We start from the raw sequence: 26446 nt of genomic DNA, 5'->3' as shown, positions 1-26446 counted from the left end.
TGCCCATGCTGCGGAGTCGCCAAGCCGACTGTTCGGCAGGTTGACCCTGTTGCGCCACGCCCCAGAAAACGGGCCGAGCCGAGGATTACCTGCCAGGTAACAGATAAGAAGTCCCGTAGCGCAGTCTCAGCATCAGGGAGAAGAGCGAATGGGCAGCTACGACTCGACGCAGCGCCAGGCAGACTATGGATTCACTGATGAGCAGGAGCTGCTCGAGTGCTGGACGACCAGCACTTGTTCTGAGAAGCCAACCGATACCGGCCAGGCGCTGGTACGCCTCGCCCCCTGGCAGGAGCGGCGCGCCAAGGCCCTGATCGCGGCCAACCTAGGCTTCAGCCTGACCATGACTCATCTGGCGCGCGAATGCAGCCTGTCGCGCAGCCACTTCTCGCGCGCCTTTCATGGCAGCTTCGGCATGTCGCCACACCAGTGGCTGACCCAGCAACGCATCATCCACGCTCAACGATTGCTGCAGAGCGAGCGTACGATCACCGCCATCGCCCAGGACTGCGGCTTCGCCGATCAGGCGCACTTCTCGCGAGTCTTCACCCGCCTGGTAGGCCTGCCCCCCAGCCTCTGGCGCCTGGGGCTGCCGGGTGAGCAACGTGCATGAGGCGCGCGCAGGTGGCGGTAAAGCCACCTACGTTCGCCGGCAGCATTACTTGCCGATCAGAGTGAAGTAGCTGGTCATCAGGTTACGGTAGTTGGGGATATGGTTGGACAGCAGGCTGCCCAACCCCTCGATGTCGTTGCGCCAGTCGCGATGCAGCTCACAGGCCACACTGAACCAGTTCATCAGCTGCGCGCCCGCCGCATTCATCCGCGCCCAGGCGGCCTGTTGCACGGTCTTGTCGAACGTGCCGGAAGCATCGGTGACGACAAACACCTCGAAGCCTTCGGCAAGTGCCGACAGCGTCGGGAAGGCCACGCACACGTCGGTCACCACCCCCGCGATGATCAGCTGCTTGCGCCCGGTCTTCTTGATCGCGGCGACGAAGTCCTCGTTATCCCAGGCATTGATCTGCCCCGGGCGGGCGATGTAAGGCGCATCGGCAAACATCTCCTTGAGCTCCGGCACCAGCGGACCGTTCGGCCCCTGCTCGAAGCTGGTGGTGAGAATGGTCGGCAGGTTGAAGAACTTGGCCACGGCAGCCAGCGCCAGAACGTTGTTCTTGAAGTCGCTAGGGGTGAAGTCCTGGACCAGGGAAATCAGACCGGACTGGTGATCGACCAGCAGGACAACGGCATCGTCTTTGTTCAGGCGGTTGTAGGTAGGCATTGCAGACACTCCTTTTCTCGGTGGTAGTACGGATCAGATACTCGACAGCAGGTGGCGAATACGGATCGGCACCTGCGGATCCTGGTAGCGGCGTACGCTGGCCTCGATGCGCTGCTCGGCACGGGTGACCCGGCCGTGGTGACGCAGATGTTCGAGCCAGGATTCCTCGAAGAAGAACTCCAGCCAGGTGCAGGGGTCTTCGCTGTCCTGCATCAGGCCCCAGGAAAACGCGCCATTGCGCTTGCGCATCCGGCAGACCACCTGCATCGCCTCGCGGAATGCCGCGGCATGCTCAGCGGCAATCCGGTACTCGACGGTAACCAGCAGCGGGCCGCGCTCGCGATCCAGCGTCTCGTCGAGCTGCGGCGTCGGCCAGTGCAGAGCAGGCATCAGGTCATCGGCATGGGTCGCCGGCAGGGGAAAGGGCCAGCGCATGGCAATGCCCAGCACCAGCAATAAAGCGCCGCCGCTGAACGCCGCGCTCAGCGACAGGTGACTAGCCACGGCGCCCCAGAGGACGCCGCCCACCGCCGAACTGCCGAAGAACACCAGGATGTACACCGACAGGGCCCGCGCCCGCACCCAGGCCGGTACGGCGGTCTGCGCGGCCAACTGCAGGCTGGACAGCACCGCCAGCCAGGCCGCACCACTGAGCAGCATCAGCGGCGCCAGCCAGGCGAAGGCGCGCAGCCAGGCCAGCCCCAGCAGAGTGGCGGCATAGGCCAGGCTGGCGACCACCATCAGCGTGTCGCTGCTGTAGCGCGCCCGCAGCCGTGGCAACAGCATGGCGCCGAGGATCGCCCCCAAGCCGACGCAACCGAGTAGTACCCCGTAATGCAGGGCGGTGCCACCCAAATCCTGGCGCACCAGTGCCGGCAGCAGGGCCATGCCGGCCGATGCGCCCAGAAAGAATGCTGCCGTGCGCACCAGCACTGCCTGCAGCGGCCGCGCGCTGCGCGTATAGCGCACCCCGGCGCGCAGCGCACCGAACAGGCGCTCCGCCGGTAGCACCGACTCCTGCGGCGTGCGCCGCCAGAACAGCAAGGCAATGATTACCGCCAGGAAGGAGACCGCGTTGAGGGCAAAGGTCAGCCAGGGCCCGCTGATGCTCACCAGAATCCCGGCCAGCGCCGGGCCGATCGCCCGGGCCACGTTGATGCCCAGGCTCGACAGCGCCACTGCTGCCGGCAGCTCAGCACGCTCGACCATTTCCGGAGCCAGCGCCGACCAAGCCGGCATCATCAGGGCCGTGCCGATGCCCATGGCGAAGGTCAGCACCAGCAGCAAGGTTACCGACATGTACCCGCCCAGGCTCAGGAGTGCCAGCAGCAGCGCCGTACAGGCCATCCACAGCTGCACCAGCAACAGGTAGCGGCGCTTGTCGACGATATCGGCCAGGGCGCCGGCCGGCAGGGCCAGCAGGAAGATCGGCAGCGCCCCGGCGACCTGCACCAGGGCCACGGCCAACGGGCTGGCAGACAGCGAGGTCATCAGCCAGCCGGCGCCCACCTCATGCATCCAGGTGCCGATATTGGAGACGATGCTGGCCAGCCAGAGCCAGCGGAAGACCCGCACCCGCAAAGGTTGCCAGGGCGACATAGCCGCACTCTTCTGCACACTGCCCATGCTCAGCGCTCAATCAGCTGGAAAAAGTCACTCATAGTCATAGCTGCTCCACGACGGCCTGGCACGACCATGCCGGCACGCACTGCACCCGGCGGCAAGAATCCGCAGCACCATATCGGGGCGGACGCGCAGGCGACTCTCGGCCTGCAGCCGCGACGGCGTGGCAGGCATGCCAAGAAAGACGACAAGAGCAGCACTATCGCCGGATCAGCGCAGGGCAAATTGCACGGATGTGCTCATTTGTGCGGGCCAGCCGGCATGGCCGGCGAGCCGCGGCGCCGGGCTCAGCAGACAATCGCCATGCACTGCTGGATGCGCTCGCGCAGCCAGGACTCAGCGGGGTCGCTGTCGTAGGCACCACCCCAGACCATCGACAGCTCGGCGGGGGCAATGCTGAAAGGCGCCTCTTCCGCACGCAGGCAGCCATCGTCCGCCAGGATGCAGGCGGCATAATCCGGCACCGTGGCGATCATCTCGGTGTTGCGCAGCAGCGCGCGCAGGCTGCCAAACTGCGGAACCGCCAGTACCACCTTGCGACAGCGGCCGATGCGGGCCAGGTCGATGTCGATATTGCCGGACAGATCGCCGGAGAACGACACCATCACATGCGGGCGCGCACAGTATTCGTCCAGGCTCAGCGACCCGGGACGCTGATCGCCGCGCAGTACCTTGACGCCGATATCGCGCAGTTTCTTGCGCTTGGCGTTGGCCGGCAGATCGGTGGTGTAGCTGACGCCGACCGATACCTCGCCGGATGCGAGCAAGGCCGGCATCAGCAGGTAATTGGCCCGCCGCACTACCACCACGGTATTCGGCGCCTCCTGTTGCAAGGTATTGAGCAGCGCGGGAAACAGGCCGAACTCGGCATCATCGGAAAGCCCCAGGCGAAATACGCTGGTACTGCTCGCCGGCTCGAAGGCCTTGGCGCGACTGACCGCGGCGGAGATCACATCCATGGCCGGGCGCAGCTCGGCGAAGATATGCGTGGCACGCAGGGTCGGTTCCATCTGCCGGCCGTTGCGGATCAGCAGCGGGTCATCGAACAGATCACGCAGGCGCGCCAGTGCCGCACTCACGGTGGACTGGGTGATGAACAGCTTCTCGCCCACCCGGGTCAGGTTGCGCTCGATCATCAGGGCCTCGAAGACCACCAGCAGGTTCATGTCGAGACGGCGGAGGTCGTTTCTGTTCATTAACCCTCATCCGAATATGCGGTCACACCTGTGATTTCAGCACGCAAGCAATCCGCCGCCATGAACATTTGTGCGTATTTACGCTATCCGCATGTCGCGCTTGAGAGAGTAATTCTTATCCACTAGGGTAGAAAAACGCGGCCCCGAAGTGGCACTGTAAACCTTTGGAAAATAACGAGTAACGGCATGATTCGGCTGGGCGATGCATGGGTCTCGCTGGAGCGACGCGAGGCCTTCAGACAAGGCACTCCGGTTCGCCTCGGAAGTCGTGCATTCGACATTCTGCAGGTGCTGCTGGCCTCACCCAATCGCCTGGTAACCAAAGACGAACTGTTCGCTGCGATCTGGCCGGACACGGTCGTCGAGGAGAACAACCTGCAGGTACATATCTCGGCGCTGCGCAAGGCGCTGGAGCTTGACCGCAGCATGCTGGAAACCATCCCCAGACGCGGCTATCGCCTCAACCTGCAGCACAGCACAGACCAGGCATTGCTCGACATCGTACAAGCGCGTATCGAGCCTGACTGCAACCACTGGAAGCTGCTGGCCACTGTGCATGTAGTGGATGACGAACCTGCGGTGCGCGCCGCCCTGGTGCGCCAGCTGCGCTCGGCCGGTATCGCCGCACTGAGCTACGAGTCCGCCACCGCCTTCCTCGCCAGTTGCGACTTCGGCAAACCGGGCTGCCTGCTGCTGGACGTCAGACTGAACGAGGGCAGCGGCTTCGACCTGCAGGACGAACTCGCGCGCCGCCAGGCGCCCTTCCCAATCCTGTTCCTGACCGGTTTCGGCACCATCGATATGTCGGTGCGTGCAATGAAGGCCGGCGCCGAAGGCTTCCTGACCAAGCCGGTCAACGAGCAGCAACTGTTTGTAGCCATTCGCGGGGCCATGGAACTGGCCCAGGCGCGCCACGCCGAATGCGCCCTGCGCACCTGCCTGCACGCGCGTTATGCCGAATTGACGGAGCGTGAGCAGCAGATCTTCGAACGCCTGTTGCGCGGCAAACTGAGCAAGGAGATCGCCAGCGAGCTGGGCCTGCAGGAAGTGACGGTCAAGGTGCACAAAAAGCACGTAATGACAAAACTCGGCACCCGTACGCTGGTAGACCTGCTGTTGGTGGGACGAACTCTGGGCATGCTCCCGGACATCCACCAGCAAGCTCAGCCGGCTTGAACGCTCAAGCTACCCTTTCGCCCACTTTGCCGAGGGCCCCGCATGCCGGTCGTGTGCATCATCGACGACGAGCCCTCCATCCGGAAAGGCATCGCCAATCTGCTGAAGTCCGCAGGTTATCAATCCGTCTGCTTCGACTCGGGGACGAGTTTTCTGGCCTCGCCCTGGAAGGCCCAGGCCAGCTGCGTGCTGCTGGATCTGTGCCTGGACGGCATGCCGGGTAGTGACGTGCAACGCAGCCTGAAAGCCCAGGGCAATACGCTACCGGTGATCTGCATGTCGGCCCATGCCAGCGAGCAGCTAATCGCACAGTCCCTGCGCGATGGTGCCGCGCAGTTCCTGGTCAAGCCCTTCACAGCCGAAGCACTGTTGCAGGCGCTGGCCACAACCTTACTGGAGCGCCGATGAGTCCGCCCCCTCATCCGACACCGAACACGTATCTTGATGGTAGCGACGGCCTACCCTGCTTCGATGAGCCCTGGCTCGACCGCATCGAGTGGTATGGCCTCGGCCGCTCCGGCGAACTGAGCCGCTGGCGGGTGCGCGATCCCTGTAGCGAACGCAAATGGCTGATCGTACGGGCCAGCCTGCAGGCGTCCCTCTGGGAACTAGCCAGGCTCGACCGCGAATATGCCATAGGCCCCAGTCTCGACGAGGCCTGGGCGGTAATGCCCCTGGCGCGCCTGAGCACCGCCAGCGGGCCACTGCTGATACTCAACGAGGATGGCGCTAGGCCGCTGTCCAGCCTGGCGGCAGTGCCGCTTTCGGTAGAGCGCTTCCTGCATCTGGCCATCGCCGCGATCAGGGCGCTGTCTCTGGCCCATGAGCATGGCATCGTCCACCGCGACATCCGCCCGGACAATCTGATGCTGGGCAAAGGCGGCGATATCCGCCTGACCGGCTTCGCCTTCGCCACGCTCGCCGGCGACTCGACCGACAACGCCCTGCCGCTGGCCGATAGCAGCCTGGCATACCTGGCACCCGAATTGGCCGGCCGGCAGAACCACAGTGCCTCGCCACGCAGCGACCTGTATGCCCTGGGCGTCACCTTCTACCAGTTGCTGACCGGACACCTCCCCTTCAGCGCCGATGACCCCGTGCAATGGCTGCACCAGCATGTGGCCGTTGCCGCCCCGGCGGCGGCGCAATGGCGCTCCGGCCTGCCACCCGCACTCGACGAGCTGCTCGCTTGGCTGCTGGCCAAGCAGCCGGAGCAGCGTCCGGAGTCGGCACACCTGCTCGAGGTGGAACTGCGCTGCTGTCTCAATGAATGGCGCGAGCTCGGCAGTATCCGCGGGGCCTGGTCACAGGCATCGCGCAAGGGTCGCGCGGCACTGGTGGGCAGAGCATTGGAGTTGGGCATTCTGCATGACGCCCTGGCCCGCCTCGAGCGGGGTATGGGCGGCGCCGTATTGATCGGTGGCGAAGCCGGTATCGGCAAGACCTCGCTGATCCACCAGCTACGCCGCAGCCAGCACAACGACACACTGCTGTTCGCCAATGGCAAATGCGAGCTGTCGCGCCACCAGTTGCCCTATGCTGCGCTGGCAGGCACGCTGGCGTCGCTGTTCGTGCGCCTGACCGGCGAAGCCCCCGAGGACGTCAAGCGCTGGGGGCAACAACTGCGCCGGGCAGTCGGCGAGAACGGCAACATGCTCGTGCGGATCATTCCAGAGCTGGAATACCTGACCGGCCCGCTGCCTGCCGACAGCAACCCGCCGCCGGTGAGCGAGGCACGCCGAAACCTGCATGGCATGCTCCAGCGCCTGCTGGAAGTGATCGCCAGCGCCGAACACCCGCTGATCCTGTTCCTCGACGATGTGCAGTGGATCGATGAGGAGAGCCAGGCCTTTATCAGCGAGCTGGTGCCGTCCAGCTTCGACCACCTGCTGCTCATCGCGGCCTACCGCGACGACGAGGAGCTGCCCAGCGCCAACCTCAAGCCGCTGCTGGACGACTGCCGACAGCTGGATAGCCGCAGCGTGGACATTGCCCTGCGACCGCTGGCGGTCGGCGACATCGGCGACATGCTGCATGCCGAGCTCGATCTGCCGCCGCACGAACAGGCCCTGCTGGCCAGTCGCCTGAATCAGCAGGGGCACGGCAACCCGCTGTATGTCGCCCAGTTCGTCGCCCTGCTGCGCGACTCGGCGCACGCCATCCAGGCCGGCGAATTTCCGCCACTGCTCGAAGACATCGCCGCACTGATGCAGTCGCGCCTGGAGCGACTGCCGCAGCAGACCCGTGACGCCCTGCATGCGCTGGCGATCCTGGGCAACCACACGCCGCTGGACAGCCTGGCGGCAATGCGCGACATCAGCGTGCCGCAACTGCTCAATCTGCTGCGTCCGGCCTTCAAGGCCGGCCTGGTCAGCGAGTACCGCGAAGGCCTGTCATTCAGCCATGACACGGTATGGGAGTCGACCCGGGCGCAGATCGCGGCTCCGCACCAGGCAGCCATGCGCACCGCATTCGCCACCTTACTGCTGGCCAGGCTGGACGAGGATGCCGAGCCCGAGGCGGTATTCCGTGTCGCGGCTCAAGTGGTGCGGGTCGACGCGGCACGACTCGCCTCATCGCAGCGCCGCGCCTTCGTCGAGCTGCTGCTACGCGCCACGCGCCTGGCCATGGCTTCTGCCGCTGCCTCCACCGCCCTCGACTACCTGGCTCAGGCCGGTAAGCTGCTCACGGGCATGCCACGCGGCGATGACGGGCTCGCGCGTACCGTCGCCCTGCTGCACGCACATGCCCTGATCCTGAATGCCGACTACGCCACCGCCGACGGCCAGGTCTCCACCTTGCTCGCGGACACCGTAGAGCCACTGGCACGGGCCGAACTCTATCGGCTCAGGTGCGAAATCTGTTGCCTGCGCGGCGACTATGCCGCCGCTGTTCGCACGGCGATCGACGGCCTCGCGCTGCTCGACTTCGTACTGCCGGCCGCCCCCACGGACGCACAAGCCGAACAGGCCTGGCAGGCGCTGCAGGAAGCTCTCGCTGGGCGTCCGCCGGCGGTATTTGCCACCCTGGCGGACATACAGGAAACCGGGGTGCAGGCCGTCATCGAACTGCTCGCCGCACTGGTGATTCCCGGTTCGCTCATCCAACCCAACCTGATGCTGGTGACCACCTGCCAGATCGCCACCCTGACCCTGCAGCACGGCATGAGCGCCGCCGCCGTGCATGCCATCGCCTGGCTGGGTGTGGCCACCGCCCATCGCTTCGATGCCTATTCGCGCGGTTTCGACTACGCCGCCACGGCTCACAAACTGGTCGAACAGCCCCGCTACCTCAGCAGCAAAGTGTCGGTACTGGTGGCCCTGGACCAGGTCAGCGTGTGGACCCGGCCGCTGCCCTTCTCGCTGGAGTGCGCCGAATCGGCCTACCGCGAGAGCATCGCACAGGGCTCACCGAGCTTAGCCTGCTATGCCAACAACCATATCGTCTCCGACCTGCTGGTTCTGGGCGCCCCCATCGAGCGCATGCTGCGGCAGATCGATGCCGGCCTGGCGCAGGCCAGGAACCTCGAATTCGTCGATGCCCAAAGCATTCTCTATGCCCAGGCCCGCTATATCCGCCATCTGGCTGGAGCAGCCGCGAGCACGATCCCCATCCCGGACAGCAGGGAGCTGGCGCAACGGGTCCGTCACAGCAGCATGGGCCCGCTGCATTTCTGGTGGGAGCTGTTCGAAGGCCTGCTGTCCTTCCTCGCTGGCGCCTGTGAACAGGCCGCCGTGCACCTCGACGCCGCCTGGGCGCTGGCCTGGTCGGCACCGGCGCATATTCATCTGATCGATCTGGCGATGTTCAGCGTGCTCAACCGGGCCGCTCTGCAAACGACTACGGGCCTAGCCCAGGACATCGAACAACCCATGCAGCGCCTGCGCCTGTGGGCCGAACTGAATCCCCGCTATTTCGCCGACCGCCTGGCGCTGGCCGAGGCCGAAGTATTGCGACTGCAAGGACAGAGCTTGGCGGCGTTAAAGCGCTACGAGGATGCGATCGACAAGGCCCGCGGTTGCGGCGCCATTCACCTGCAGGGCCTGGCCCACACGCTGGCCAGCCGCTGCCACGAAGAGCTCGGCCTGCAGAGCAGCCAGCGCATCCACGTGCGCAAGGCTTGGCAGGCCTGGCGGCGCTGGGGAGCCATTGCCCTGGCCGAACAGCTGGAGGCGCAGCACCCGTTCCTGCGCGAGAACCCCGCCGCCCCAGCAGGAGACGGCGCCCTCCCCGCCAGCCAGCAGCTGGACATGCTGTCCATCACACGGGCCTGCCAGGCACTGTCGCGCGAGATCGAGCCCGACGCCTTGGTCCAGACCCTGCTGGCCAATGCGGTCACGCATGCCGGCGCCACCTATGCTGCACTAATGCTGGAGGACGCAGACGGGTTGCATGTCGAGGCCACCGGCCACAGCCACAACGGCGGCATCGAGATTCGACGCACAAGCGCCCCGCCGAGTGCCGACAATGTGCCGCTTAGCCTGATCCTGCAGGTGAAGCGCGAACATCAGGCACTGGTGACAAACGTCTACGAGGCCCTGCGCCGCTTCGGTGAAGACCCCTACCTGACCCGACTCGATAACGGTTCGATCATCTGCCTGCCGCTGCTCAAGCAAAATGAAGTGATTGGCGTGCTCTACCTGGAAAACGCCCTGACTCCGGATGCCTTCGAGGCGTCGCAGGTCAGCGTGCTGCAACTGCTCGCCGCGCAAGCCGCGATTTCCCTGAACACCGCCAGGCTGTACGCGAACCTGCTGGAGGAAAACCAGAGGCGACGTGAAAGCGAAAGCACCCTGCGCCGCACCCAGGCACTGCTGGCCATCGGCCAGGAAGTCAGCCATTACGGCACCTTCGTCTGGCGCTACCAGAGTGAGCGCTCATTCTGGTCGCCCCGCCTGATCGCCGAGCTGGGGCTGAGCCTGCCGGCGCATGATGACTACCAAGCGGACCCAACCCTGCTGGTTCACGCCGACGATCGCCAGCGGGTGGCCCGTTGCCTGGAAGATGCCAGAGCAGGTTTCGCGGCCTTTCGTCTGGAGTTTCGCACCGTATCGCTCGACGGTACGGCGCGTTACCTCGAACTGGCCGGCGCCCCCGATGGCACCGACGCCTTCATCGGCGTGGTGTGCGACATAACCGAACGCCGGCAGACGGAAACCGCCCTGCGCGCCGCCCGCAGCGAGCTGGACCGCACCTCCCAGGCCACCATCCTCGGCGAACTGACGGCCTCGATCGCCCACGAGATCAACCAGCCGCTGGCCTCGATTCTGTCCAATGCCGAGGCCAGCATCCGCTGGCTGGAGCGGCCGCAACCGGAGGTCGCCGACGCCATCGAAGGGATTCGCGACATCCTCGACGAAGGGCAACGCGCCGCCGACATCGTCAGTGCCATCCGTGCCCTGGCCCGCCAGACGCCACCAGCGCGCAAGCCGATTGCCCTGGAACGGGTGATTCGCCAGGTGCTGGCCATCACCCGGGCCGACCTCGAAGACAAGCATGTGAGCGTCAGCATGAAGTTTGCACCGACCCCGCTGATTGAAGGCGACTCGATCCAGCTGCAGCAAGTGCTACGCAACCTCATCATCAATGCACTGGAAGCCATGCGCACACTGCCACCCAGCAGCCGGCGGCTGCTGATCGAAACCCACCCGTTGGGTCAGGAGGTACTGGTGCTGGTCGAGGACAGCGGCCCCGGCGTCGTCCCCGAGAAGTTGGGCAAGATCTTCCAGGCGTTCTACAGCACCAAGGTCTCAGGCATGGGGATGGGTCTGGCCATCTGCTGTTCGATCATCTCGGCACACGGCGGCACGATCGGCGCTACCCGCGGGCGTAAAGAGCAGAGCCTGTTCTTCTTTACCCTGCCGGCTCATCACCCGGCTTAAGTACGGATTCAGAACTTTTCAGGATTGACAAAGGACTTGCTCATCGGCACTGGCGCAGTCTGCTTCCAATGAAGCAGGAGAGCGCCATGACCACTTTAGCCATGCCGGCTGCGGCCACCCTCGACACTCAGACCTACAGTCTCATCCTCTCGCTGGAGGAAGCACTTGCCGCCGCCCAGCACGCGGAGAAAGACGCGCTGTGCCGCGTCAGTCGGCAGCTCTGCGAACACCTGCTGGAGCGCTACCAGCAGCCCACCGCCAACACGACCGAACGCCTGGCCCTCGCCCCCTGGCAGGAGCGCAAGGCCAAGCAGATCCTCGAGCGCAGCCTTAATGCCAGACTGTTGATCGCCGACGTGGCGGAGCAGTGCGCCATGTCGCGCAGCCACTTCTCCCGGGCGTTCAAGAAGGCCACGGGGATGTCGCCCCAGGAGTGGTCGCTGGATCTGCGCATCCGCCGGGCCAAGGACTTCCTCGCCGCGGGTTCGCTGTCCATCTCGCAGATTAGCCTGGAATGCGGCTTCGCCGATCAATCGCACTTCAGCCGCATGTTCAGCAAGCTGGTCGGCGTCACACCCAAGCGCTGGCAGCGCCTGAATTCGTCACTGGCACAATCGGCCTGAGCCCGCGCAGTTATCCGCAGGGATATGTCCGCCGGGATAACTGAATCACGAAGTCTGTTGAATCAACGCTCGGCACTGGGCAGCGATAGTGATGAGCCCGGAAAGGAGCAATACGAATACTCCGCCGCCTGATTTAATGAGCGCCTTGGGTCGGCCTGCAACCACCAGCCCATCCCTGCCACGGAGTTCTTCATGTTCGCAATGTTCCAGAACCATGCGCTGACCTTTGCCGCCCTGCTGCTGATTGCGGATCTTGCCTGCTGGCGTCTGCTCCCGGAAAACGCCAAGGCATGGCGGGTGCTGCTGCGCCTGGGTTTCTTCCTCGCCTACAGCCTGACGATCATCGATGCCGGCATGAGTCCCCTGCAGCCGCCACCGTGGAGCAGCGCCGCGCTGAACATGCTGGGCTCAATCCTGGGCATTGCCTGGTGGCTGCTGTGCGCCCGCACCCTGACGGTGGTGATGGACCTGATGCTGCTGCCACGCAGCGGACACAAGGGGCGCCTACTGAATGACGTGCTGGGGGCCATGGTTTTCCTGGTGGCCATCGTCGCGGCGGCGGCTTACGTCATGCAGCTTCCAGTCAAGGGACTGCTCGCCACCTCCGGGGTAGTGGCGATCGTGCTGGGCTTGGCGCTGCAAAACACCTTGAGCGACGTGTTTTCAGGCATCGTCCTGAACACCACCAAGCCCTATCGCCTGGGTGACTGGATCTCCATCGACGGCACCGAAGGCAAGGTAATGGAGATCGACTGGCGTGCCACTCACCTGATGACCACTCAGGGCGGCACGGCCGTGATCCCCAACTCGGTCGCGGCCAAGGCCAAGATACTCAACCTGAACCGCACGACCGACATCCAGCACGTCGCCATTAGCATCAGCGTACCGACGCATATTCGCCCACGCCTCGTGCTCGATGCACTGCACAGGACCACCCAGGGCGTCAGCGCCCTGCTACCCAGCCCCGCCGCCAAGGCCTCATTCAAGAGCGCCGACCTGACGGTGGCTGAATACGAGATCAGCGGTTTTGTCGGCAGCGACAGCAATAAAGGCGAAGTGCGCAACCTGCTGGTCGACCTGGCCTACCGACACCTGAAAGCTGCCGGCATCCAGCTGGGCGGTAGCCTTGCGGAGCAACGCCGGGACGACGCACGGAGCCTGCTGGAGGACGTGAAAATATTCAGGTCCCTCGGGGCTGACGAGAAAGACCAACTCAGCCAGCACATGCTCGCGCAAAGCATCACGGCAGGTCAGGTTCTGCTGGACTTCGACGAGCTAGCCGACAGCCTGTTGGTCATCGCGACCGGGGTGGTATCGGCCTCGCTAAAAGACGCTGGTGACGTGGTCGAGGCCGGCCGCATGGGGCCGGGAGAAGTCATGGGCGAAGAAGGCATCGCTCTGGGCACCCCTTCGCAAGCACGCTTTACCGCCCTCACCTCGGGCCTCATCTACCGCATCGAAAAAGATATGCTGCAGACATGCCTGAGCGAAAGCAGCGAAGTCGGAACCGCACTGACCAAACTGCAGCGGGTAAGGCAGCAGAACAGTGCCAGCGTCCTGTCGCCTAAACCCGTCACGCTTAAGAAAGGTGGATTCCTGGGTTGGTTAAAGCGCTAGGGTAAGACGTTTCGCGCTGACAGGCATGCTCTGGGCTCTCCCACGCTTTGCCGTCCACATTTAAAAATCCATGGACTAGCGAATGCGCTTACCCCTGGCGCAGAACCTGATGCCCTCGCAAGCACAATACGCCTTCGCAGCTAATGCCAGTCAGCATAACTGCTGGTAGTCCGGCTGCAGGCTTAGTGCGCCAGGCACGTCCTACGGACGCGGCGTGGCGGTCTCAGGCGCGCAGGAAATCCAGCACGCGACGGCTGAACCGCTCACCGACCTCGACGTTGGACAGGTGCGCGGCGCGAAACTCGACCAGCTCGGCGCCGCGAATGCGTTCCTGCAGGAAGCGACCATGCTCGGGCGTAGTCACTGCATCGGCCGTGCCGCAGACGATCAGGGTCGGCGCCGTGATCGCGGCGACCTGCTCGCGGAAGTCGGCATCACGCACCGCCGCGCAGTTGGCGGCGTAACCCTGGGGCGAGGTGGCGGCCAGCATGCCGACCACCGGCTCGACCAGCGCCGGCTCGGCCGCGGCGAACTCCGGAGTGAACCAGCGGGCGATGGAGGCATCGCGCAGCGCCTGCATGGCCGCCTGGCCATCACGCAGCACGGTGTCGATGCGCGGGTTCCATACTTCCGGACTGCCGATCTTCGCCGCGGTGTTGCACAGCACCAGGCGCTGGATGCGCGCCGGCGCGTTGATCGCCAGCCACTGGCCGATCAGCCCACCCATGGACAGACCACAGAAAGCGGCGCGCTCAATCTGCAGCGCATCGAGCAGGGCCAGCACATCGCGCCCCAGCTGTTCGATGCTGTAGGGGCCGCTCGTTACCAGCGAGCCACCATGGCCGCGGGTGTCGTAGCGCAGCACGCGCAAGTGCTGGCTCCACAGCGGGATCTGCGCATCCCACATATGCAGGTCGGTGCCCAGCGAGTTGGACAGCACCAGCACCGGCGCATCCACCGGGCCGTCCAGGCGGTAGTTCAGGTCGCCGTCGGCGAGAGCAATCACAGGCACAGCGGTTTCCTCTTTAAACACGTTGAATGGCCAGGGCCAGGCCCTGGCCGACGCCGACGCACATGGTCGCCAGCCCCAGACGCCCACCGGACTTCTCCAGCTGATGCAGGGCAGTCTGCACCAGGCGCACACCGCTGGCACCCAGCGGGTGGCCGAGGGCGATGGCGCCGCCGTTCGGGTTGACCTTGGCACTGTCGTCGGCCAGGCCCAGTTCGCGGGTCACGGCCAGGCCCTGGGCGGCGAAGGCTTCGTTGAGCTCGATCACATCGAAGTCGTGGATGCTGATCTTCAAGCGGTCGAGCAGCTTGCGCACCGCCGGCACCGGGCCGATGCCCATCACCCGCGGCGCCACGCCGGCGCTGGCCATACCCAGCACCTTGGCGCGGGCGGTCAGTCCGTATTTCTGCACCGCCTCGGCGGAGGCCAGGATCAGCGCCACGGCGCCGTCGTTGACCCCCGAGGCATTGCCGGCGGTGACGGTCTTGCCCTCGCCGTTGACCGGTTTGAGCTTGGCCAGCGCCTCAGCCGTGGTGTCCGGGCGCAGGTGTTCGTCCTGCTCGATCACCACATCACCCTTCTTGCCCTTGATCACCACCGGGACGATTTCCTCGGCGAAGAAGCCTTCGGCCTGGGCGCGACCAGCACGCTGCTGGCTGCGCAGGGCGAAGGCATCCTGGTCGGCGCGGCTGATCTGGTAATCATCGGCCACGTTATCGGCGGTCTGCGGCATGGCGTCCACGCCGTACTGCGCCTTCATCAGCGGGTTGATAAAGCGCCAGCCGATGGTGGTGTCTTCGATCTTCTGGTTGCGACTCCAGGCGCCGTCGGCCTTGCCCATCACATAGGGCGCCCGCGACATCGACTCGACGCCACCGGCCAGGGCCAGCTCCATCTCGCCGGCGGCGATGGCGCGAAAGGCAGTGCCCACCGCATCCATGCCCGAAGCGCAGAGGCGGTTGAGGGTCACGCCCGGGATAGTCTCCGGCAGGCCGGCCAGCAGCAAAGCCATGCGCGCGACGTTGCGGTTGTCTTCGCCGGCCTGATTGGCGCAGCCCATAAAGACTTCGTCGATGGCCAGCGGATCGAGCTGCGGATTGCGTTCGAGCAGGGCCTTGAGCGGAATGGCCGCCAGGTCGTCGGCACGTACCGGGGCAAGGCCACCGCCGAAACGGCCGATCGGCGTGCGGATGGCGTCGCAGATAAACACCTCGCGGCTCATTCCTCACCTCCGGCCTGGCCGTGGGCCGCCGCGGTGCGCGCTTCCAGGGCGCGCAGCGCTTCCAGCTCATGAGCCTCAGGCGCCGCGGTCTCGGCCACCTGCTCGGCAAAGCGGATCGGCCAGCCGGTGGCGGCGATGATCTGCTCGCGGCTCACGCCCGGATGGATCGAGGTGACCACGAATTCCTTGCTGCCGGCTTCCGGCTCCATGATGCACAGGTCGGTGATGATCGCCACCGGGCCGGCGCCGGGCAGGCCCAGCTGCTGGCGATGCTCGCCGCCCTCGCCATGGCCGACCGAGGTGATAAAGGCCAGCTTGTCGACGAAGGTGCGGTGGCCCTGCTTGAGGATGATGAACACCTTCTTCGCGCTGCCGGCGATCTCCGGCGCGCCGCCGGCACCGGGCAGGCGCACTTTCGGGTTGTGGTAGTCGCCGATCACGGTGGTGTTGATGTTGCCAAACTTGTCGACCTGGGCCGCGCCGAGGAAGCCCACATCGATACGCCCGCCCTGCAGCCAGTAGCGGAAGATCTCGCCGGTGGGCACCACGGTGTCGGCGGTCTCGGCCAGTTCGCCGTCGCCGATGGACAGCGGCAGCACGCTGGGCTTGGCGCCGATCGGGCCGGATTCGTAGATCAGGGTCACGTCGGGGGCATGGGTCAGGCGCGCCAGGTTGGCGGCCTTGGACGGCAGGCCGATACCGACGAAGGTCACGTCGCTGTTGCCGAGGCGACGCGAGGCGGCCACGGTCATCATTTCATTGGTGCTGTAGGTACTCATCAGTTGGCCTCCGCAGTCTTGGCGTGGGCAATCGCGGCTTTATAGGCGGCGAAATCGGCGGTGTCGCGGATATAGGTGTCGATCCAGGCGGTGAAGGTTTCGCGGTCGCGGGCGATCGGGTCCCAGGCCTGGTAGAAGCGGTTGTCGCGCTCGTAGTAGCCGTGGGCGTAGGACGGATGCGCGCCACCCGGCACTAGGCACACGGCGGTCAGCGCCCAGCCCGGCAGCACGCAGGCGTTCATTGGCGCATTGAGGTCGTCGACGATCTCCTCGACCGTGACGATGCAGCGCTTGGCGGCCAGGGCGGCTTCCTTCTGCACGCCGAGGATGCCCTGGATCAGCACATTGCCCTTGCGGTCGGCCTTCTGCGCGTGGATCACGGTGACGTCCGGGCGCACGCTGGGCACGGCGGCCAGCACTTCGCCGGTGAACGGGCAGGTAACGCTCTTGATCAGCGGGTTGACCTTGGGCAGGTCGGAACCGGCGTAGGCGCGCAGCACCGCGAACGGCAGGCCGGAGGCGCCGGCCACGTAGGAGTTGGCCAGGTCGGCATGGCTGTGTTCCTCGATTTCCAGAGCGTGCGGCCAGCCCTTCTCCACCGCGTCGCGCAGGCGATGCAGCGAGCCTACGCCGGGGTTGCCGCCCCAGGAGAACACCAGCTTCCTGGCGCAACCGGCACCGATCAGCAGGTCATAGACCAGGTCCGGGGTCATGCGGATCAGGGTCAGGTCCTTGCGGCTCTGGCGGATGATTTCATGGGCCGCGGCGGTCGGGATCAGGTGGGTGAAGCCTTCGAGGGCGACGCTGTCGCCGTCGTGGACGAAGCGCTGGATGGCTTCGCGCAGGGAGAGGATTTCAGCCATGGGGGGTTCTCGTCTGGTTTGCGTGGCGCACGGTAGTCGCCGGTGAACAGACGTTAGCGCCAGCCCCCTGACCAAACAATCCGATAATCGACTATAGGTGCGATTATCGAACACAGTCTTGAGCGACATTCCTCAGAAACGACAACGCCCCGGCACTGGCCGGGGCGCTGGTCAGCACAGCCTCAGTGGAACAGGCGCGTGCTCAGCTCCCGGCTGGCCTCCAGCAGCACCGGCAGGTAGCGCGTCTCCAGCTCCTGGCGCGACACGCGGCTGACATGGGTGCCGACGTTGAGGGCTGCCAGCACCTGGCCGGCGGAATCCTTCAGCGGCACGGCGACCGAGCGCAGGCCGACCTCCAGCTCCTGGTCGATGATCACCCAGCCCTGCTGGCGGATCTCGGCGATATTGGCACGCAGGCCTTCGACCGTGTGGATGGTGCGGCTGGTCTTCACCTGCAGGTCGGCGTGCTCCAGGTAGTCGTCCAGGGCCTGGTCATCCAGACCGGCCAGCAGAATGCGGCCCATGGAGGTGCAGTAGGCCGGCAGCCGGCTGCCGACGCTGAGGTCCACCGAAATCAGGCGCTGCGGGGTGGCCGAACGGGCGATGTAGAGGATCTCGTCACCTTCCAGAGTGGCCATGGAGCAGGCCTCGTGCAGCTGCTCGCTGAGGCGGTCGAGGATCGGCTGGGCGGTGACCGCCAGCGGCGTCGACGACAGGTAGGCATGGCCGAGGGTGAGTACCTTGGGCAGCAGCGAATAGGTGCGTCCGTCGGTGGTGGCGTAGCCCAGCTTCATCAGGGTGTGCAGGCAACGGCGCACGGCCGCGCGGGGAATCTCGGTGCGGTGGCTGATCTGGGCGATGGTCAGGTGGCGCTTGCGCTCCTGGAAGGCATGGATCACCGCCAGGCCACGGGCCAGCGAGGTCATGAAGTTGGGGTCGCCGGTCAGCGCTTCGATGCGTTTGGCCGGCGAAGCCACGATGGGGGGGGCCAGGGTCGGCAGCGGCAGGCGGGATTCTTCGCTCATGGGTGTCGTCCTGTGCATGGGGTGCGGAGTTTGCGCGATTATCGAACCACAGTCCGATAATCGCAACCAGCCCCCCCCCATGCCCAAGCCCCCCTAGCCTCGTGGATGCCCCTGCATGGGCCGCTTCCAGGCAGCCGGAAAGCCCTCCACCCTCACCGGCCGGCCAGTTCGTTCTCGCGGATCAGCTTCTTGTTGATCTTGCCGACGCTGGTCTTGGGGATATCGGCGACGAAGCGGATCTGCCGCGGGATCGCCCACTTGTTGATCTGCCCGCTGTCGACGAACTGCTGCAGATGCACTTCGATGGCCGCCTGGTCGAGGTTCGTACCCGGCGCGCAGACCACCAGGGCCAGCGGGCGCTCGCCCCACTGCGCGTCGGGGATGCCGACCACGGCCACCGAGGCAACCGCGCCGTGCTGGCTGATCAGGTTCTCCAGATCCAGCGAGCTGATCCACTCGCCGCCGGTTTTGATCACGTCCTTGATGCGGTCCTTGATCTCCACCACGCCGCGGCCGTCGATCGAGGCCATGTCGCCGGTGTGCAGCCAGCCGCCCTCCCACAGCTCGGCGCCCTTCTGCGGCTCATGCAGGTAGCCCTGGGTCAGCCAGGGCGCGCGCACCACGATCTCGCCCAGGGCCACGCCATCGTGGGCCACATCCTGGCCATTGCCGTCGACGATGCGCAGGTCGACCAGGGGAATCGGCACGCCGGTCTTGATCCGCTCGGGGATCTGCGCGTCCATCGGCAGGGCCAGGTCTTCGGCGCGCAGGTGGGTCAGGGTCAGCAGCGGGCAGGTCTCGGACATGCCGTAGCCACAGTGCACGCGCATGCCCCGCTCGCTGGCCTGGCGGGCCAGGCCGAGGGTCAGGGCGCTGCCGCCGAGGAGCATCTTCCAGCCGGCGAAGTCGGTGCGCTTGCCCTCCTCGCACTCCAGCATCATCTGCAGGATGGTCGGCACGCAGTGGGAGAAGCTCACCCCTTCCTCGCGGAACAGGCGGACCAGGGTGTTCGGCTCGTAACGCCCAGGATAGACCTGTTTGACGCCCATCGCCGTGGCCACGTAGGGCACGCCCCAGGCGTGTACGTGGAACATCGGGGTGATCGGCATGTACACATCATTCGAGCGCAGCAGCGGCTGGCCATCCCAGCCGGCGAAGGTGCCCAGCTCGTTGAGGGTGTGCAGCACCAGCTGGCGATGACTGAAGTACACGCCCTTGGGATTGCCGGTGGTGCCGGTGGTGTAGAACAGGGTCGCCACCGAGTTCTCGTCGAAATCGGGGAAGTCGAAGTGGCTGGCGGCGCCGGCCAGCAGCGCCTCGTATTCGCCCAGCAGCGGCAGCGCGGTCGGCTTGGCGCTGCTCTCGGTCAGCTGCACGTAGCCTCTGACGGTTTTCAGCTCGCCATGCACCTGCTCCATCAGCGGCAGGAAGTCGTCATGCACCAGGACGATGTCGTCCTCGGCGTGGTTCATGGTGTAGGCGACCTGCTCCGGCGACAGGCGGATATTCACCGTATGCAGCACGGCGCCGAGCATCGGCACGGCGAAGAAGCATTCCAGACTGCGGTGGCTGTCCCAGTCCAGCAGGGCCACGGTGTCGCCGGCCTTCACCCCGGCAGTCGTCAGCGCATTGGCCAGGCGCTGGATGCGCTCGCCTAGGGTGCGATAGCTGTAGCGCAGCTTGTCGGCGTAGACGATTTCCTGGTCCGGCTGGTAGCGCACGCCGGACAGCAGCAGGCGCTTGATCAGCAGGGGGTAACTGTAAGCACCCGGTGCCGGTGGCATTATTTTTGTTTTCAGCATGGTCGTATCTCCCAGGCGTTGGCGGTTAAGGGCAGTGGTGATCAGAACTGCGCGGCATCGAGCAGGAACAGCGACGCACTGCCGGCCTTGACCGAGGCGCTCAGCGAGTGGATGCGTGGCAGCAGGCGGGCGAAGTAGAAACGCGCGGTGCCCAGCTTGCTGGCGTAGAACTCGTCCTGACCTTCCTTGCCCAGGGCGGCGCGCGCCATCAACGCCCACATGTAGGCGTAGGCGGTGTAGCCGAACACCTGCAGGTACTCGACCGAGGCGGCGCCCACTTCGTTGGGGTTGCTCTTGGCCTGCTCGATGACCCAGGCGGTCAGCTGGTCGAGGTTGGCCACGGCGGCAGCCAGCGGCTGGGTGAACTCGGCCAGGCCAGCATCGGCGCCGGCGATAAAGGCTTTGACCTCGTCGGCGAAGTGCTTGTAGAAGCTGCCGCCGCTGCCGACGACCTTGCGGCCCATCAGGTCCAGGGACTGGATGCCATTGGTGCCTTCGTAGATCTGGGTGATGCGGCAGTCGCGGATCAGCTGCTCCTGGCCCCACTCGCGGACGAAGCCGTGGCCGCCGAAGATCTGCTGGCCGTGAATGGTGGTTTCCAGACCCATGTCGGTAAGGAAGGCTTTAGCGACGGGAGTGAGCAGGGCCACCAGCTCTTCGGCGCGCTTGCCGGTGGCGGCATCCTCGCTGTACTTGGCGGTGTCCAGCTGCATGGCGACGTAGCTGGAGAAGGCGCGACCGCCCTCGTTCAGCGCCTTCATGGTCAGCAGCATGCGGCGCACGTCCGGGTGCACGATGATCGGGTCGGCAGCCTTGTCCCTGGCCTGCGGGCCGCTCGGCGCGCGGCTCTGGATGCGGTCGCGGGCGTATTCCACGGCGTTCTGGTAGCTGCGCTCGCCCAGGGCCAGGCCCTGGATGCCAACGCCCAGGCGCTCGTAGTTCATCATGGTGAACATGGCGTTGAGGCCCTTGTTCGGCGCATCGACTATCCAGCCGGTGGCGCCGTCGAAGTTCATCACGCAGGTAGCCGAGGCCTTGATGCCCATCTTGTGCTCGATGGAGCCGCAGCTCACCGCATTGCGCTCGCCCAGGGAGCCGTCGGCAGCCACCATCACCTTGGGCACCAGGAACAACGAGATGCCTTTGGGCCCGGCCGGGGCGTCCGGCAGCTTGGCCAGCACCAGGTGGACGATGTTCTCGGAGAGATCCTGCTCGCCGCCGGTGATGAATATCTTGGTGCCGGTGACCCTATAGCTGCCATCGGCCTGCGGTTCGGCCTTGGTGCGGATTATCCCTAAGTCGGTGCCGGCATGCGGCTCGGTCAGGCACATGGAGCCAGCCCAGCGGCCTTCGTACATGGCCGGCAGGTACTGCGCCTTCAGCTCGTCGCTGGCGTGGTTGAGGATCGACAGGCAGGCGCCGGCGGTCAGCATCGGGTACAGGCCGAACGACAGGTTGGCCGAGTTGACCATCTCCTCGACCTGGGCGCCGATCACCTTGGGCATGCCCATGCCGCCGAACTCCGGCGCGCCGACCACACCGACCCAGCCGCCTTCGGCATAGGTGCGCCAGGCCTCGGGGAAGCCGGCCGGGGTTGTCACCGCGCCGCCTTCCCAGGAGCAACCTTCCTCGTCGCCGCTGCGGTTCAGCGGGGCAATCACCCCGGCACTGACCTTGCCGGCTTCTTCGAGAATGGCGGCGGCGGTGTCTTCATCCACCACCTCGGCCAGGCCCGGCAGCTGGGCCCAGAGCCTGGACACCTCGAAGACCTCATTGAGCACGAAGCGCATGTCGCGCAGGGGAGCTTTGTAGTCAGCCATGCTGGAATTACCCACAACAGAGTGCCGGGGCGACGAATCGCCCCCGGTCATATAAGGAAGGCGCTGGCGCAGCGCCTGTGAGAGTCAGGCCGCAAGCGCGGGTCAGGCGCGCTCGAAAATGGCGGCAATGCCCTGGCCGCCGCCGATGCACATGGTCACCAGGGCATAGCGGCCCTGGATGCGCTGCAGCTCGTGGATGGCCTTGGTGACGATGATCGCCCCGGTCGCGCCGACCGGATGGCCGAGGGAGATGCCCGAACCGTTGGGGTTGAGCCGGGCCGGGTCGAAATCCAGCTCGCGGGCCACGGCACAGGCCTGGGCGGCAAAGGCTTCGTTGGACTCGATCACATCCAGGTCGGCCACCGAGAGGCCGGCACGCTGCAGCGCCAGGCGGGTAGCCGGGATTGGCCCCAGGCCCATCAGCTGCGGCTCGACGCCGGCATGGGCATAGCTGACCAGGCGGGCCAGCGGACGCAGGTTGTCGCTCTTGACCGCCGCGCCACTGGCCATCAGCACGGCCGCCGCGCCGTCGTTGAGGCCCGAGGCGTTGCCGGCGGTGACCGTGCCACCCTGCTTGAAGGCGGCCTTCATCGCCGCCAGCTGTTCCAGGGACACATCGCCGCGCACATGCTCGTCGACCTCGAACAGCTGCACGCCCTTGCGGCTTTTCAGCTCGACCGGGACGATCTGCCCGGCGAAGCGCCCTTCGGCAATCGCCCGGGCCGCGCGACGCTGGCTCTCCAGGGCCAGCTCATCCTGCGCCTCGCGGCTGATGCCATGCTGCTCGGCCACGTTCTCGGCGGTGATGCCCATGTGGATGCGCTGGAAGGGGTCGTGCAGGATGCCGAGCATGTAGTCCTGGGCCTGCATGTCACCGAGGCGAGCGCCCCAGCGCGCACCGGGCAGCAGGTAGGCGCCGCGGCTCATGGATTCGGCACCGCCGGCAATCGCCACCTCGGTTTCGCCGAGCAGCAGGCCCTGCGCCGCCGAGATGATGGCCTGCAGGCCGGAACCGCACAGGCGGTTGACGTTGAATGCCGGGGTTTCCTTGGCAATGCCGGCGTCCATCGCCGCCACCCGCGACAGGTAGGCGTCGCGGGCCTCGGTCGGGATGACGTTGCCCAGCACCACATGGCCCACCCGCTCGGCCGCACAACCACTGCGCTGCAGGGCCGCGCTCACCGCCGTGGTGGCCAGTTGCGCCAGCGGCGTGTCCTTGAGCGCACCACCGAAGGAGCCAATTGCAGTTCGTGCGGCGCTGACGATAAACACTTCCGGGGTAGACATGGGGAGCTCCGTTTAGATTCAGTGGCTGCGCCCGGTCCGGTGAGATTCCCGCAACCGTTTGCGCAAAACGGCCTCAATCTAGGGGCATCCCGCCCCAGCGTCTTTTCATTTAATGACAAACATCAGCCATTTCATGACACGCAGGCTGTGACCACAGGCTTTAGGCGCCAATAGCCCGATAAATCGCAGCAACAGCCGCCCGGACGACCGTGCTGGCAGCGATGAATTGTCGACAATACCGACTACCACCTTGCGCGGCCCGTGCGCGCCATCCGCAAAACCAACCAGCACTGCCAGCCAGCCTCAGTGATCACGCGGCCCGCAGGGCCTCCGGCAGTAACTGAGCGACGCGCAGTGACATGCCGCCCATCAACATTGTCGACAATTTTCAACATTTCCATTGACCAACCGGTTCTGGCTGGGTACTTTTCGAGCAAATCCAAGAATGTGTCGACACGACGCAGTGCGCGCCGGGTCTTCAACAGCAGACAACCGAACCCAGAGGTGAGTCATGAGCTTGAACACTCCCGGCCAGCGCTTTCGCGATGCGGTCGCCAGCGAACATCCCCTGCAAGTGATCGGCGCGATCAACGCCAACCATGCCCTGCTGGCCAAGCGTGCCGGCTTCAAGGCCATCTACCTCTCCGGTGGCGGGGTGGCCGCCGGCTCCCTGGGCCTGCCGGATCTGGGCATCACCGGCCTGGACGACGTGCTCACCGACGTGCGCCGCATCACCGATGTGTGCGACCTGCCGCTGCTGGTGGATGTCGACACCGGCTTCGGCGCCTCGGCCTTCAACGTGGCGCGCACCGTCAAGTCGATGATCAAGTTCGGCGCCGCCGCCATCCATATCGAGGACCAGGTCGGTGCCAAGCGCTGCGGCCACCGCCCGAATAAAGAGATCGTGTCCCAGCAGGAAATGGTCGACCGCATCAAGGCGGCGGTGGATGCGCGTACCGACGACAGCTTCGTGATCATGGCGCGTACCGATGCCCTGGCCGTGGAAGGCCTGAACTCGGCGCTGGATCGCGCGGCCGCCTGCATCGAAGCCGGTGCCGACATGATCTTCCCGGAAGCGATCACTGAGCTGGCGATGTACAAGACCTTCGCCGACCGGGTGAAGGCGCCGATCCTGGCCAACATCACCGAATTCGGCGCCACGCCGCTGTACACCACCGAGGAGCTGGCCGCGGTCGACGTGTCCCTGGTGCTCTACCCGCTGTCGGCCTTCCGCGCCATGAACAAGGCGGCCGAGAACGTCTACATGGCCGTGCGCCGCGACGGCACGCAGAAGAACGTGATCGACACCATGCAGACCCGCATGGAGCTGTACGAGCGCATCAACTACCACGCCTTCGAGCAGAGCCTCGACGCGCTGTTCGCCGCCAAGAAGTAACTGCCCGTCGCTCTCCCTTCCGAGAGCGGGTTAGGGTGGATCACTGTCTCGGAAAGGCGGCCCCTCCCCAGCCCTCTCTCTGAAGGGAGAGCAGCACCGGGCGCCCGGCACACCCAGCCGGCGCTCCGACTCATCGACCGGCCCCGAGAACTCACCACGGGGGCCTTCCGACCCGAGGAATCACACCGTGCTTGAAGCCTATCGCAACCATGTAGCCGAGCGCGCCGCGCTGGGCCTGCCGCCCCTGGCGCTGAGCGCCGAACAGACCGCCGCCCTGGTCGCGCTGCTGCAAAACCCCGCAGCCGGCGAAGAAGCCACCCTGCTCGAGCTGATCAGCAACCGCGTACCGGCCGGCGTGGACGAAGCCGCCTACGTCAAGGCCGGTTTCCTCGCTGCCCTGGCCAAGGGCGAAGCCAGCTCGCCGCTGCTGTCCAAGAGCCGCGCCGTCGAGCTGCTGGGCACCATGCAGGGCGGCTACAACATCACCACCCTGGTCGAGCTGCTGGACGACGCCGAGCTGGCCGATGTGGCCGCCGAGCAGCTCAAGCACACATTGCTGATGTTCGACGCCTTCCACGATGTCGCCGAACGCGCCAAGAACGGCAATGCCGCGGCCAAGGCCGTGCTGGCCTCCTGGGCCGAGGGCGAGTGGTTCCAGAACCGCCCGCTGCTGGCCGAGAAGATCACCCTGACCGTATTCAAGGTACCCGGCGAAACCAACACCGACGACCTGTCGCCGGCCACCGAAGCCTGGTCGCGCCCGGATATCCCGCAGCACGCCCTGGCCATGCTGAAGATGGCCCGCGACGGCATCGAGCCGCAGCAACCCGGCGCCATCGGCCCGCTGGCGCAGATCGCCGCGGTCAAGGCCAAGGGCTACCCGGTGGCCTATGTCGGTGACGTGGTCGGCACCGGCTCCTCGCGCAAGTCCGCCACCAACTCGGTGCAGTGGTTCTTCGGCGACGACATCCCGAATGTGCCGAACAAGCGCGCCGGTGGTTTCTGCTTCGGCAACAAAATCGCGCCGATCTTCTACAACACCATGGAAGACGCCGGCGCCCTGCCGATCGAGTTCGACGTGGCCAACCTGCACATGGGCGACGTGATCGACCTCTACCCTTACGCCGGCAAGGTCTGCAAGCATGGCAGCGAAGAAGTGCTGGCCAGCTTCGAACTGAAAACCGAGGTTTTGCTCGACGAAGTGCGCGCCGGCGGCCGCATTCCACTGATCATCGGCCGCGGCCTGACCGAGAAGGCCCGCGCCGAGCTGGGCCTGGCGCCGTCCACCCTGTTCAAGAAGCCGCAAGCCCCGGCCGACAGCGGCAAGGGCTTCACCCTGGCACAGAAAATGGTCGGCCGCGCCTGCGGCCTGCAGGAAGGCCAAGGCATCCGCCCCGGCACCTACTGCGAACCGAAGATGACCACCGTGGGTTCGCAAGACACCACAGGTCCCATGACCCGCGACGAGCTGAAGGACCTGGCCTGCCTGGGCTTCTCCGCCGACCTGGTGATGCAGTCCTTCTGCCACACCGCCGCCTACCCCAAGCCGGTGGATGTGAAGACCCACCACAGCCTGCCCGACTTCATGCGCAATCGCGGTGGGGTTTCCCTCAAGCCGGGCGACGGCATCATCCACAGCTGGCTGAACCGCATGCTGCTGCCGGATACCGTGGGTACCGGTGGCGACTCGCACACCCGCTTCCCGCTGGGCATCTCCTTCCCGGCCGGTTCCGGCCTGGTCGCCTTCGCCGCCGCCACCGGCGTCATGCCGCTGGATATGCCGGAGTCGGTCCTGGTGCGCTTCAAGGGCAAGCTGCAACCGGGCATCACCCTGCGTGACCTGGTCC

Annotated in this window: 19 protein-coding genes; 8 read left to right on the top strand and 11 right to left on the bottom strand. The window is 65.7% G+C overall.

What is annotated here, in order from left to right; translation table 11 throughout:
• The first annotated feature begins 148 nt into the window (after positions 1 to 148).
• A complete protein-coding gene (locus F3I16_RS19490; RefSeq protein ID WP_160495190.1) occupies positions 149 to 613 on the top strand; it encodes a helix-turn-helix domain-containing protein in 465 nt (154 codons plus the stop codon).
• Between the two features lie 45 nt (positions 614 to 658).
• Here the strand turns inward: F3I16_RS19490 and ycaC are convergent, their stop codons facing one another.
• The 3 genes from ycaC to F3I16_RS19475 form a co-directional block, all read right to left on the bottom strand.
• Positions 659 to 1279 carry an isochorismate family cysteine hydrolase YcaC gene (gene ycaC / locus F3I16_RS19485; protein ID WP_160495189.1) on the bottom strand — a complete coding sequence of 207 codons (621 nt, stop codon included), beginning with the start codon at positions 1277 to 1279 and terminating at the stop codon, positions 659 to 661.
• Positions 1280 to 1312: 33 nt separating this feature from the next.
• Positions 1313 to 2878 (bottom strand): MFS transporter, encoded by a 1566-nt coding sequence (locus tag F3I16_RS19480; protein WP_256670240.1) that lies wholly within the window; start codon positions 2876 to 2878, stop codon positions 1313 to 1315.
• A 311-nt stretch (positions 2879 to 3189) separates the two neighbouring features.
• A complete protein-coding gene (locus tag F3I16_RS19475) occupies positions 3190 to 4098 on the bottom strand; it encodes a LysR family transcriptional regulator (RefSeq protein ID WP_160495188.1) in 909 nt (302 codons plus the stop codon).
• A gap of 186 nt (positions 4099 to 4284) precedes the next feature.
• Here F3I16_RS19475 and F3I16_RS19470 point away from each other — a divergent pair, with 186 nt between their 5' ends.
• From F3I16_RS19470 to F3I16_RS19450, 5 genes are all read left to right on the top strand, one after another.
• Positions 4285 to 5274 carry a response regulator gene (locus F3I16_RS19470; protein WP_160495187.1) on the top strand — a complete coding sequence of 330 codons (990 nt, stop codon included), beginning with the start codon at positions 4285 to 4287 and terminating at the stop codon, positions 5272 to 5274.
• Between the two features lie 42 nt (positions 5275 to 5316).
• On the top strand, positions 5317 to 5682 hold the full coding sequence (locus tag F3I16_RS19465; RefSeq protein WP_160495186.1) for a response regulator transcription factor: 366 nt from the start codon (positions 5317 to 5319) through the stop codon (positions 5680 to 5682).
• Complete coding sequence (locus F3I16_RS19460) at positions 5679 to 11156, top strand: AAA family ATPase (protein ID WP_160495185.1); 5478 nt, start codon at positions 5679 to 5681, stop codon at positions 11154 to 11156. Before F3I16_RS19465 ends, F3I16_RS19460 begins: the two co-directional genes overlap by 4 nt.
• Before the next feature lie 86 nt (positions 11157 to 11242).
• A complete protein-coding gene (locus F3I16_RS19455) occupies positions 11243 to 11779 on the top strand; it encodes an AraC family transcriptional regulator (protein WP_256670239.1) in 537 nt (178 codons plus the stop codon).
• Between the two features lie 192 nt (positions 11780 to 11971).
• A complete protein-coding gene (locus F3I16_RS19450; protein WP_256670238.1) occupies positions 11972 to 13396 on the top strand; it encodes a mechanosensitive ion channel family protein in 1425 nt (474 codons plus the stop codon).
• A 223-nt stretch (positions 13397 to 13619) separates the two neighbouring features.
• Here F3I16_RS19450 and pcaD read toward each other — a convergent pair whose 3' ends face one another.
• The 8 genes from pcaD to F3I16_RS19410 form a co-directional block, all read right to left on the bottom strand.
• Complete coding sequence (gene pcaD / locus F3I16_RS19445; RefSeq protein ID WP_160495184.1) at positions 13620 to 14408, bottom strand: 3-oxoadipate enol-lactonase; 789 nt, start codon at positions 14406 to 14408, stop codon at positions 13620 to 13622.
• 13 nt (positions 14409 to 14421) lie between these two features.
• Positions 14422 to 15627, bottom strand: a complete 1206-nt coding sequence (pcaF, locus tag F3I16_RS19440) for a 3-oxoadipyl-CoA thiolase (RefSeq protein ID WP_160495183.1) — start codon at positions 15625 to 15627, stop codon at positions 14422 to 14424.
• A complete protein-coding gene (locus F3I16_RS19435) occupies positions 15624 to 16406 on the bottom strand; it encodes a CoA-transferase subunit beta (protein WP_160495182.1) in 783 nt (260 codons plus the stop codon). Before F3I16_RS19435 ends, pcaF begins: the two co-directional genes overlap by 4 nt.
• A complete protein-coding gene (locus F3I16_RS19430; protein ID WP_160495181.1) occupies positions 16406 to 17269 on the bottom strand; it encodes a CoA transferase subunit A in 864 nt (287 codons plus the stop codon). Before F3I16_RS19430 ends, F3I16_RS19435 begins: the two co-directional genes overlap by 1 nt.
• Before the next feature lie 182 nt (positions 17270 to 17451).
• Entirely contained in the window at positions 17452 to 18294 is an 843-nt protein-coding gene (locus tag F3I16_RS19425; protein ID WP_160495180.1) for an IclR family transcriptional regulator, read from the bottom strand.
• 152 nt (positions 18295 to 18446) lie between these two features.
• Entirely contained in the window at positions 18447 to 20096 is a 1650-nt protein-coding gene (locus F3I16_RS19420; protein ID WP_160495179.1) for a fatty acid--CoA ligase, read from the bottom strand.
• A 41-nt stretch (positions 20097 to 20137) separates the two neighbouring features.
• Positions 20138 to 21916 carry an acyl-CoA dehydrogenase C-terminal domain-containing protein gene (locus tag F3I16_RS19415; RefSeq protein ID WP_160495178.1) on the bottom strand — a complete coding sequence of 593 codons (1779 nt, stop codon included), beginning with the start codon at positions 21914 to 21916 and terminating at the stop codon, positions 20138 to 20140.
• 102 nt (positions 21917 to 22018) lie between these two features.
• Positions 22019 to 23203 carry an acetyl-CoA C-acyltransferase family protein gene (locus F3I16_RS19410; protein ID WP_160495177.1) on the bottom strand — a complete coding sequence of 395 codons (1185 nt, stop codon included), beginning with the start codon at positions 23201 to 23203 and terminating at the stop codon, positions 22019 to 22021.
• Between the two features lie 511 nt (positions 23204 to 23714).
• Between F3I16_RS19410 and prpB the strand changes: the two genes are divergently transcribed.
• Both prpB and F3I16_RS19400 read left to right on the top strand, forming a co-directional pair.
• Positions 23715 to 24599, top strand: coding sequence for a methylisocitrate lyase (gene prpB, locus F3I16_RS19405; protein ID WP_160495176.1), 885 nt, complete (start codon positions 23715 to 23717; stop codon positions 24597 to 24599).
• Positions 24600 to 24786: 187 nt separating this feature from the next.
• Positions 24787 to 26446 (top strand): bifunctional aconitate hydratase 2/2-methylisocitrate dehydratase (locus F3I16_RS19400; protein ID WP_160495175.1); only part of this gene is annotated, 1660 nt, incomplete at its 3' end.

Source organism: Pseudomonas sp. L-22-4S-12 (assembly GCF_009799935.1).
Classification (GTDB): Bacteria; Pseudomonadota; Gammaproteobacteria; order Pseudomonadales; family Pseudomonadaceae; genus Aquipseudomonas.
Note: the sequence above shows the minus strand (reverse complement) of the source record. Positions and strands in the feature narration are given on the sequence as shown.

What these genes read in the sequence shown, in the direction of transcription:
- F3I16_RS19435 (WP_160495182.1), bottom strand. Translation starts at nt 16,406, where the DNA reads ATGAGTACCTACAGCACCAATGAAATGATGACCGTGGCCGCCTCGCGT.
- F3I16_RS19410 (WP_160495177.1), bottom strand. Translation starts at nt 23,203, where the DNA reads ATGTCTACCCCGGAAGTGTTTATCGTCAGCGCCGCACGAACTGCAATT.
- F3I16_RS19465 (WP_160495186.1), top strand. Translation starts at nt 5,317, where the DNA reads ATGCCGGTCGTGTGCATCATCGACGACGAGCCCTCCATCCGGAAAGGC.
- F3I16_RS19430 (WP_160495181.1), bottom strand. Translation starts at nt 17,269, where the DNA reads ATGGCTGAAATCCTCTCCCTGCGCGAAGCCATCCAGCGCTTCGTCCAC.
- F3I16_RS19450 (WP_256670238.1), top strand. Translation starts at nt 11,972, where the DNA reads ATGTTCGCAATGTTCCAGAACCATGCGCTGACCTTTGCCGCCCTGCTG.
- ycaC (WP_160495189.1), bottom strand. Translation starts at nt 1,279, where the DNA reads ATGCCTACCTACAACCGCCTGAACAAAGACGATGCCGTTGTCCTGCTG.
- F3I16_RS19490 (WP_160495190.1), top strand. Translation starts at nt 149, where the DNA reads ATGGGCAGCTACGACTCGACGCAGCGCCAGGCAGACTATGGATTCACT.
- F3I16_RS19425 (WP_160495180.1), bottom strand. Translation starts at nt 18,294, where the DNA reads ATGAGCGAAGAATCCCGCCTGCCGCTGCCGACCCTGGCCCCCCCCATC.
- prpB (WP_160495176.1), top strand. Translation starts at nt 23,715, where the DNA reads ATGAGCTTGAACACTCCCGGCCAGCGCTTTCGCGATGCGGTCGCCAGC.
- F3I16_RS19470 (WP_160495187.1), top strand. Translation starts at nt 4,285, where the DNA reads ATGATTCGGCTGGGCGATGCATGGGTCTCGCTGGAGCGACGCGAGGCC.
- F3I16_RS19475 (WP_160495188.1), bottom strand. Translation starts at nt 4,098, where the DNA reads ATGAACAGAAACGACCTCCGCCGTCTCGACATGAACCTGCTGGTGGTC.
- pcaF (WP_160495183.1), bottom strand. Translation starts at nt 15,627, where the DNA reads ATGAGCCGCGAGGTGTTTATCTGCGACGCCATCCGCACGCCGATCGGC.
- F3I16_RS19460 (WP_160495185.1), top strand. Translation starts at nt 5,679, where the DNA reads ATGAGTCCGCCCCCTCATCCGACACCGAACACGTATCTTGATGGTAGC.
- F3I16_RS19415 (WP_160495178.1), bottom strand. Translation starts at nt 21,916, where the DNA reads ATGGCTGACTACAAAGCTCCCCTGCGCGACATGCGCTTCGTGCTCAAT.
- F3I16_RS19480 (WP_256670240.1), bottom strand. Translation starts at nt 2,878, where the DNA reads ATGTCGCCCTGGCAACCTTTGCGGGTGCGGGTCTTCCGCTGGCTCTGG.
- F3I16_RS19420 (WP_160495179.1), bottom strand. Translation starts at nt 20,096, where the DNA reads ATGCTGAAAACAAAAATAATGCCACCGGCACCGGGTGCTTACAGTTAC.
- F3I16_RS19455 (WP_256670239.1), top strand. Translation starts at nt 11,243, where the DNA reads ATGACCACTTTAGCCATGCCGGCTGCGGCCACCCTCGACACTCAGACC.